General features: G+C 73.0%; 5 protein-coding genes. 1 reads left to right on the forward strand and 4 read right to left on the reverse strand.

Features of this window, described 5'->3' with window-relative positions; all coding sequences use genetic code 11:
* Positions 1–252 precede the first annotated feature (252 nt).
* Entirely contained in the window at positions 253–2763 is a 2511-nt protein-coding gene (locus ACFXPX_RS43030) for a CDP-glycerol glycerophosphotransferase family protein (RefSeq protein WP_380645037.1), read from the forward strand.
* A gap of 1 nt (position 2764) precedes the next feature.
* Here the strand turns inward: ACFXPX_RS43030 and ACFXPX_RS43035 are convergent, their stop codons facing one another.
* The 4 genes from ACFXPX_RS43035 to ACFXPX_RS43050 form a co-directional block, all read right to left on the reverse strand.
* Positions 2765–3301: a 2'-5' RNA ligase family protein gene (locus ACFXPX_RS43035; protein ID WP_375882236.1), complete on the reverse strand. Its 537-nt coding sequence runs from the start codon at positions 3299–3301 to the stop codon at positions 2765–2767.
* A 14-nt stretch (positions 3302–3315) separates the two neighbouring features.
* Complete coding sequence (gene trpS / locus ACFXPX_RS43040) at positions 3316–4356, reverse strand: tryptophan--tRNA ligase (protein WP_375882234.1); 1041 nt, start codon at positions 4354–4356, stop codon at positions 3316–3318.
* Between the two features lie 30 nt (positions 4357–4386).
* Positions 4387–5712, reverse strand: coding sequence for a hemolysin family protein (locus ACFXPX_RS43045; protein ID WP_375882231.1), 1326 nt, complete (start codon positions 5710–5712; stop codon positions 4387–4389).
* A gap of 183 nt (positions 5713–5895) precedes the next feature.
* Complete coding sequence (locus tag ACFXPX_RS43050; RefSeq protein WP_375882229.1) at positions 5896–6888, reverse strand: malate dehydrogenase; 993 nt, start codon at positions 6886–6888, stop codon at positions 5896–5898.
* Between the last annotated feature and the right edge of the window lie 174 nt (positions 6889–7062).

A 7062-nucleotide genomic window follows, 5' to 3' on the forward strand; every position in this document is an offset into this window, starting at 1 on the left:
GTGGTCACCCCCGGCGCCCCCCCCGCTGCTGTCTGGGAATTCCCTGAGAACTACCTGTCCTTTACGTCCAGTTTGCACTCGAACTCACGTTTAGTCGAAGAATTTCAAAGGAAATTCTACGAACCGTACAGTTGACCCGGGGTGGCTTCCCGGGGTGGGATGACAAATCGGCCCCGGTCCGGCCGACACCGGCACGGCGGCCTCCCGGCCACCGCCATGACCGGGATCCCGTCCCGAAGGGCCCTTCGCACCATGTCTCCGCTCACCCGGTTCGTTCTGCCGCACGCCGCCCCCCCGGTGGCCGACGGTCGGCCTGCCGTCGACGAGGACGTGGCGTTCGGGCTGCTGCGCGCCCGCTGGCACGGCCGCGGACTGGAGCTCACCGGCTTCGCCCGCCCGCTGGACCTGGACACCGGCCGCCCCGGCTCCGCCTGGACCTGGCTGACCCTGCGCCACGAGGACGCGGCCGAACCACCGCTCCACCTGCGCTCCAGGCCCCGCAGGCTGCCCGAGGTCACCGACGACAGCGCCCAGCCGGAGCACAACCACGACTGGTCCGGCTTCACCGTCCTGCTGGAACCCTCCCGACTGCGCCGGGACGACCGCTGGCTGCTCGGCGACTGGCAGATCGGGACCACCCTCTTCACCCGCCCCCGCCCCACCCGGCTGCGCCGCCAGTACGGCACCCTCGCCCCCCACTGGTGCGGCTCCGGCGAGTACCCGCCGGCCCGCTGGGTGGACCGTGACGTCCGCCTCCAGCCGTACTTCGAGGACGACCGGCTGCAGCTGCGGCTGGAACGCCCCGGCGCCCGGCTCGACCGCGCCGAGCCGGCCGCCGACGGCATCCGGCTGGGCGGCGTCGCCGACCACTGCCCGACCGGCACCGTGCTGCGGCTGCGGCACCGGCAGAGCGACGCGGTGATCGAGCAGCCGCTCACCCGCGCCGGCAACACCTTCGCCGTCGAACTGCCGTACCGGCCGCTCACCGCCGACGGCCGCGGCCGCGAGGACCTGGAACACTGGGACGTCGAGCTGCTGCGCCCCGACGGCGGCACCGAACAGCTCTGCCTGGACGAGCGCGGCGGCCCGGTGGCCGGCCAGTACCCGCTGCCGCACACCCCGGACCGGGTGCTCTACCTCAAGCACCTCGCCGACGGCCGGCTCCAGGTCTGCGTCCAGCCCGCCGCCGGGATGGTCGACCGGATCGCGGTCCACTTCGGCGGCTTCGAACTGTCCGGCCACTGCCCGGACCCGGCCGCCGGGCGACTGGAGCTGGTCCTGCGGCACGGCGGCACCGCGGGCGAGGTCCGCACCCCCGTCGAGCCCGAGCCGGACGGCCGCTTCCGGGTCCGGGTGCCCGCCACCCGTACCGGCTCCGACGGCGCCGTGCTGCCGCTGCGCAAGGGCGTCTGGGAGGCCGCCCTGGAGCCGGCCGACCGCTCCGGGCCGGCCCGGCCGCTGCTCGCCGCCCCGACCGTGCTGCCCGCCCTGCCCGCCACCGCGACCACCGGCGGCAAGGACGTCCTGCTGCAGCGCCGCTGGCACGACACCCTGCTGGTGGACTCCACCCCGGTGCTCGACGCCACCGAGCGCAGCGCCTGGGCCCAGGCCCGGCTGCGCACCGAGCAGTACCCGGCGGCCCGCCGCGAGCCGCTGCGCGAGGCGGTGCTGTACGACGTGTTCGGCGGCCGCGGCTACGCCGACTCCCCGCGCGCGGTGCACGCCGAACTCGTGCGCCGCGGCGAGCCGTTGGAGCACCTGTGGGTGGTCGACGACGGCCAGGCCGAACTGCCGCCCGGGGTCGTCCCGATCCGGATCTGGAGCCCCCAGTGGTACCGGGCCCTGGCCACCTGCCGGTACCTGGTCGGCAACACCCACTTCCCGGACTTCCTGGAGCGCCGCGAGGGCCAGGTCGTGGTGCAGACCTGGCACGGCTCGCTGCTCAAGCGGATCGCCCACGACGTCGACAACCCCTGGCTCGCCGACCACGGCTACCTGGAGGCGCTCGACCGGGAGACCCCGCAGTGGAGCCTGCTGCTCTCCCCCAGCCCCTTCGCCACCCCGATCCTGCAGCGCGCCTTCCGCTACGACGGCGAGGTGCTGGAGTCCGGCTACCCGCGCGGCGACGTGCTGGCCCGGTCCGAGCCCCGGGCCGCCGCGGCCGTCCGCCGCCGGCTCGGCATCCCCGAGGGCAAGCGGGTCGTGCTGTACGCGCCGACCTGGCGCGAGGACCAGCAGCGCGGCGACGGCGACGGCTTCCGGCTCGACCTGCGGCTCGACCTCGACCACGCCCGCCGGCTGCTCGGCGAGGACCACGTGCTGCTGGTCCGCCCGCACTCGCACGTGCGCGACCCGCTGCCCGGCGCCGGCGACGGCTTCCTGTTCGACTGCGGGGACTTCCCCGACCCGCAGGACCTGCTGCTGATCGCGGACGTACTGGTGACCGACTACTCGTCGATCATGTTCGACTTCGCGATCACCGGCCGCCCGGTCTACTTCTTCACCTACGACCTGGAGCACTACCGCGACACCCTGCGCGGCTTCTACTTCGACTTCGAGGCGGACGCGCCCGGCCCGCTGGTGCCGGACTCCGCGGAACTGCTCGGCGCGCTGCGCGAACTCGCCGACAGCGGCGAGCGGTCGGCGCCCGGCTACGCGGAGCGCTACCGGCGCTTCCGGGCCGCGCACTGCGCCCTGGACGACGGCGGCGCGGCCCGCCGGGTGGTCGACCGGATGATCGAACTCGGCCGCACCGCGGGGTAGTTCAGGAGAACCGGTAGGCCCGCCAGGGCCGCCAGACCTCGTCCGCGTCGAACCGGGAGAGCGAGAAGCCCGGCACCGGGAAGGACGCCCGGAACCCGCGCGCCTGCTCGTACGCGCGATCCAGCGCGTCCTCCGACAGGCCGTGGGCCACCGTCACGTGCGGGTGGTACGGGAAGGCCAGCTCGCGGGCCAGCGGGCCGGACCGCACGCCCGCCTCCAGCAGCCGGCACTCGTGCGCGCCCTCCTCGACCCGGACGAACACCACCGGGGAGACCGGCCGGAAGGTGCCGGCGCCGCGCAGCAGCATCCGGAACGGCCGGTGCGCCGCGGCCACCGCCGACAGGTGGTCCTCGATCTTCGGCAGCAGCTCGGCCGGCACCTCGGTGGGCGGCAGCAGCGTGACGTGCGTCGGTATCGAGCGGGCCTGCGGGTCCCCGAGCCCGGCCCGGGCGTCCTGGATCCGCGCGCCGTGCGGGTCCGGCACGCTCACGGACACGCCGATGGTGACGACCTCCGGGAGGTCGCCACCATCGGGCATGCGCGAGAGCGGAGTCACCGCTTGGCGGCCGGGAGGAAGCCGATCCGGTCGTACACGGTCGCCAGCGTCTCGGAGGCCACCGCGCGGGCCTTCTCGGCGCCGATCGCCAGCACCCGGTCCAGCTCGGCCGGGTCGTCCAGGAAGGTGCTGGTGCGCTCCTGGAAGGGGGTGACCCACTCGGTGAACAGCTCGGCCAGCTCGGTCTTGAGGGCGCCGTACATCTTGCCCTCGAAGTGCGCGACCAGCTGCTCGACCGACTGGCCGCTGAGCGCGGAGTGGATCCGCAGCAGGTTGGAGACGCCCGGCTTCTGCTCCTCGTCGTAGGAGACCACGGTGCCGGTGTCGGTGACGGCGCTCTTGAACTTCTTGGCGCTGACCTTCGCCTCGTCCAGCAGGCTGACCAGGCCCTTGGCCGAGGAGGCCGACTTGCTCATCTTGATGCCCGGGTCCTGGAGGTCCATGATCTTCGCCGTCTCCTTGAGGATGTACGGCTTCGGGATCGTGAACGTGGGGGCGTAGCGCGAGTTGAACCGCTCCGCGATGTCGCGGGTGATCTCCACGTGCTGGCGCTGGTCCTCGCCGACCGGGACGGCGTCCGCCTGGTAGAGCAGGATGTCCGCGATCTGCAGGATCGGGTAGGTGAACAGGCCGACGGTGGTGCTGTCCGCGCCGTACCGGGAGGACTTGTCCTTGAACTGGGTCATCCGGGAGGCCTCGCCGAAGCCGGTGAGGCAGTTCATCACCCAGCCGAGCTGCGCGTGCTCGGGCACGTGCGACTGGACGAAGAGGGTGCAGTGCTCCGGCTCCAGACCGGCGCCGAGCAGCTGGGCGGCGGACACCCGGGTGTTCTGGCGCAAGGTCACCGGGTCCTGCGGCACGGTGATCGCGTGCAGGTCGACGACCATGTAGAAGGCGTCGTTCTCCTTCTGCAGGTCGACCCACTGGCGCACGGCGCCCAGGTAGTTGCCGAGGTGGAACGAGCCGGAGGTGGGCTGGATCCCGGAGAGCACCCGGGGGCGATCCTTGACCGGACCGGTGACCGCTGCGTTGACCATGCGGGCCATTCTTCCAGTTCCCCCGGTCGCTCAGGAAACCTCCGGCCCCGCAGGCTCCTCCGGTGTGACCGCACTCACCCTCACCCGGGCGATCCGCCGGCCCTCCACCTTGGCCACCGTCAGCAGCACCGCGCCGCCGCCCTCGACCGGGATCCGGGCCTGGTCGCCGTCCCGGGGCAGCCGGCCGAGCGAGGCCACCAGGCAGCCGGCCACCGTCTCGTACGGGCCCTCGGGCAGGGTGACGCCGGTCTCCTCGGTGAAGTCGCCGAGGTTGAGCAGGCCGTCCAGCTCCGTGCCGCCGCCGGCCAGTCGGCGGGTCGGCGCGGACTCCGGCCGGTCGTACTCGTCCCGGATCTCGCCGATCACCTCCTCGACCAGGTCCTCCAGGGTGACGATGCCGGCGGTGCCGCCGTACTCGTCCACCACGATCGCCAGGTGGTGGCCCTCCCGGCGCATCTCGCCCATCGCCTCCAGCACCCGCTTGGTGCCGGGCAGCAGCTTGACCGGGCGGGCCAGGTCGCGGACCTTGACGGCCTGCTCGCCGCGGGCGCCGTAGAGGTCCCGGACGTGCACGAAGCCGACCACCGCGTCGGCGCTGCCCTCGACCACCGGGTAGCGCGAGTGCGGCGAGGTCTCGGACTGGTGCCGTACGGCGGCCAGCGGGCGCTCCGCGTCCAGGAAGGTCACCTCGGTGCGCGGGACCATCACCTCGCGCAGCTGGCGCTCCCCCGCGGCGAACACGTCCGCGATCAACGCCCGCTCGTCGCTTCCCAGTTCGGTGTTGGAGGCGACCAGGCCGCGCAGTTCCTCGGAGCTCATCGAGCCGCGCCCGGCCGCCGGATCGCCGCCGAACAGCCGGACCATCAGGTTGGTGGAGTGGCCGAGCAGCCAGATCACCGGGCGCAGCGCCACCGACATCACGTCCACCACGGGGGCGGCGATCACCGCGATGGACTCGGCGCGCTGCAGACCGATCCGCTTGGGGGTGAGCTCGCCGAGCACCAGCGAGACGTAACTGATCAGCAGGGTCAGGCCGACCAGGGCGAGGGCGTCCGCCACCCCCTGGGACAGCCCCGCCCGGACGAAGAGCGGGGCGACCTTGCCGGCCAGGGTGTCCGCGCCGAACGCGGCGGACAGGAAGCCCATGCAGGTCACGCCGACCTGGACGGCCGCCAGGAAGCGGTTGGGGTCGGCGGCCAGGTGCGCGGCCCGGGCCGAGCGCCGGGTGCCGTGCGCCTCCAGCGTCCGGATCTGACCCTCGCGCAGCGAGATCAGCGAGATCTCCGCGACGTTGAACAGGCCGCCCAGCAGGATGAAGACGAGGACGAGCGCGGCGTCCCCGAGGGTTTCGTTCACAGCGGGCCAGTGTAGGCGGCCGAGGTGTCCCGGCCCGGGCCTCCACCCCGGAGGCGAGCGGGCGAACACCCGCCCCGAGCCGAAGGGGCGCGCCGGTGCCGAAAGGGCGAGCGGGCGAACAGCAGACGGCCCGCCGCCCCCGGGCGGGGGTGGCGGGCCGTCGCAAGGGCCGTGCGGCGGGGCTCAGATGAGGCCCAGCTCCTGGACCGCGTCGCGCTCCTCGGTCAGCTCCTTGACCGAGGCGTCGATGCGGGCGCGGGAGAAGTCGGAGATCTCCAGGCCCTGGACGATCTCGAACTTGCCGTCCTTGGTGGTGACCGGGAAGGAGGAGATCAGGCCGGCCGGGACGCCGTAGGAGCCGTCGGAGACGACGCCCATGGAGGTCCAGTCGCCCTCGGCGGTGCCGTTGACCCAGGTGTGCACGTGGTCGATGGCGGCGTTGGCGGCCGAGGCGGCCGAGGAGGCGCCGCGGGCCTCGATGATGGCCGCGCCGCGCTTGGCGACGGTCGGGATGAAGTCGTTCTCCAGCCAGGCCTGGTCGCTGCCGACGGCCTCGAAGGCCGGCTTGCCGGCGATCTCGGCCTGGAAGATGTCCGGGTACTGGGTCGCGGAGTGGTTGCCCCAGATGGTGACGCGCTTGATGTCGGAGACCAGGGCGCCGGTCTTGCCGGACAGCTGGCCGACCGCGCGGTTGTGGTCCAGGCGGGTCATCGCGGTGAAGCGCTCGGCCGGGACATCCGGGGCGTTGCGCTGGGCGATCAGGGCGTTGGTGTTGGCCGGGTTGCCGACGACCAGGACCTTGATGTCGTCCGCGGCGTGGGCGTTGATGGCCTTGCCCTGCGGGCCGAAGATGCCGCCGTTGGCCGACAGCAGGTCGCCGCGCTCCATGCCGGCGGTGCGCGGGCGGGCGCCGACCAGCAGGGCGACGTTGGCGCCGTCGAAGGCCACGTTCGGCTGGTCGGTGATGGTGATGTCGCGCAGCAGCGGGAACGCGCAGTCGACGAGCTCCATGGCGGTGCCCTCGGCGGCCTTGAGGCCCTGCGGGATCTCCAGGAGGCGCAGGTTCACCGGCACGTCGGCACCGAGCAGGTGGCCCGAGGCGATGCGGAAGAGCAGCGCGTAGCCGATCTGGCCGGCCGCTCCGGTGATGGTGACGTTGACGGGGGTGCGGGTCATTTCTACCTTCTCCAGCAAATCGCCAGGTGCCCCAGGCACACCGGCGCACTGGAGCCGAGGATGATCTCTCGACATCGAGAGACCGGCGTCAGGTTATCGCAAAGGGAAGCGTACGCCGCGTGTGCGGGCGTGGCTGATGCGTCACAGCGGGCTCCGCCCGGGAGGGCCCGGAAC

The sequence above is a fragment of the Kitasatospora sp. NPDC059146 genome, assembly GCF_042786665.1.
Lineage (GTDB): Bacteria > Actinomycetota > Actinomycetes > Streptomycetales > Streptomycetaceae > Kitasatospora.

What these genes read in the sequence shown, in the direction of transcription:
- ACFXPX_RS43050 (WP_375882229.1), bottom strand. Translation starts at nt 6,888, where the DNA reads ATGACCCGCACCCCCGTCAACGTCACCATCACCGGAGCGGCCGGCCAG.
- ACFXPX_RS43030 (WP_380645037.1), top strand. Translation starts at nt 253, where the DNA reads ATGTCTCCGCTCACCCGGTTCGTTCTGCCGCACGCCGCCCCCCCGGTG.
- trpS (WP_375882234.1), bottom strand. Translation starts at nt 4,356, where the DNA reads ATGGTCAACGCAGCGGTCACCGGTCCGGTCAAGGATCGCCCCCGGGTG.
- ACFXPX_RS43035 (WP_375882236.1), bottom strand. Translation starts at nt 3,301, where the DNA reads ATGCCCGATGGTGGCGACCTCCCGGAGGTCGTCACCATCGGCGTGTCC.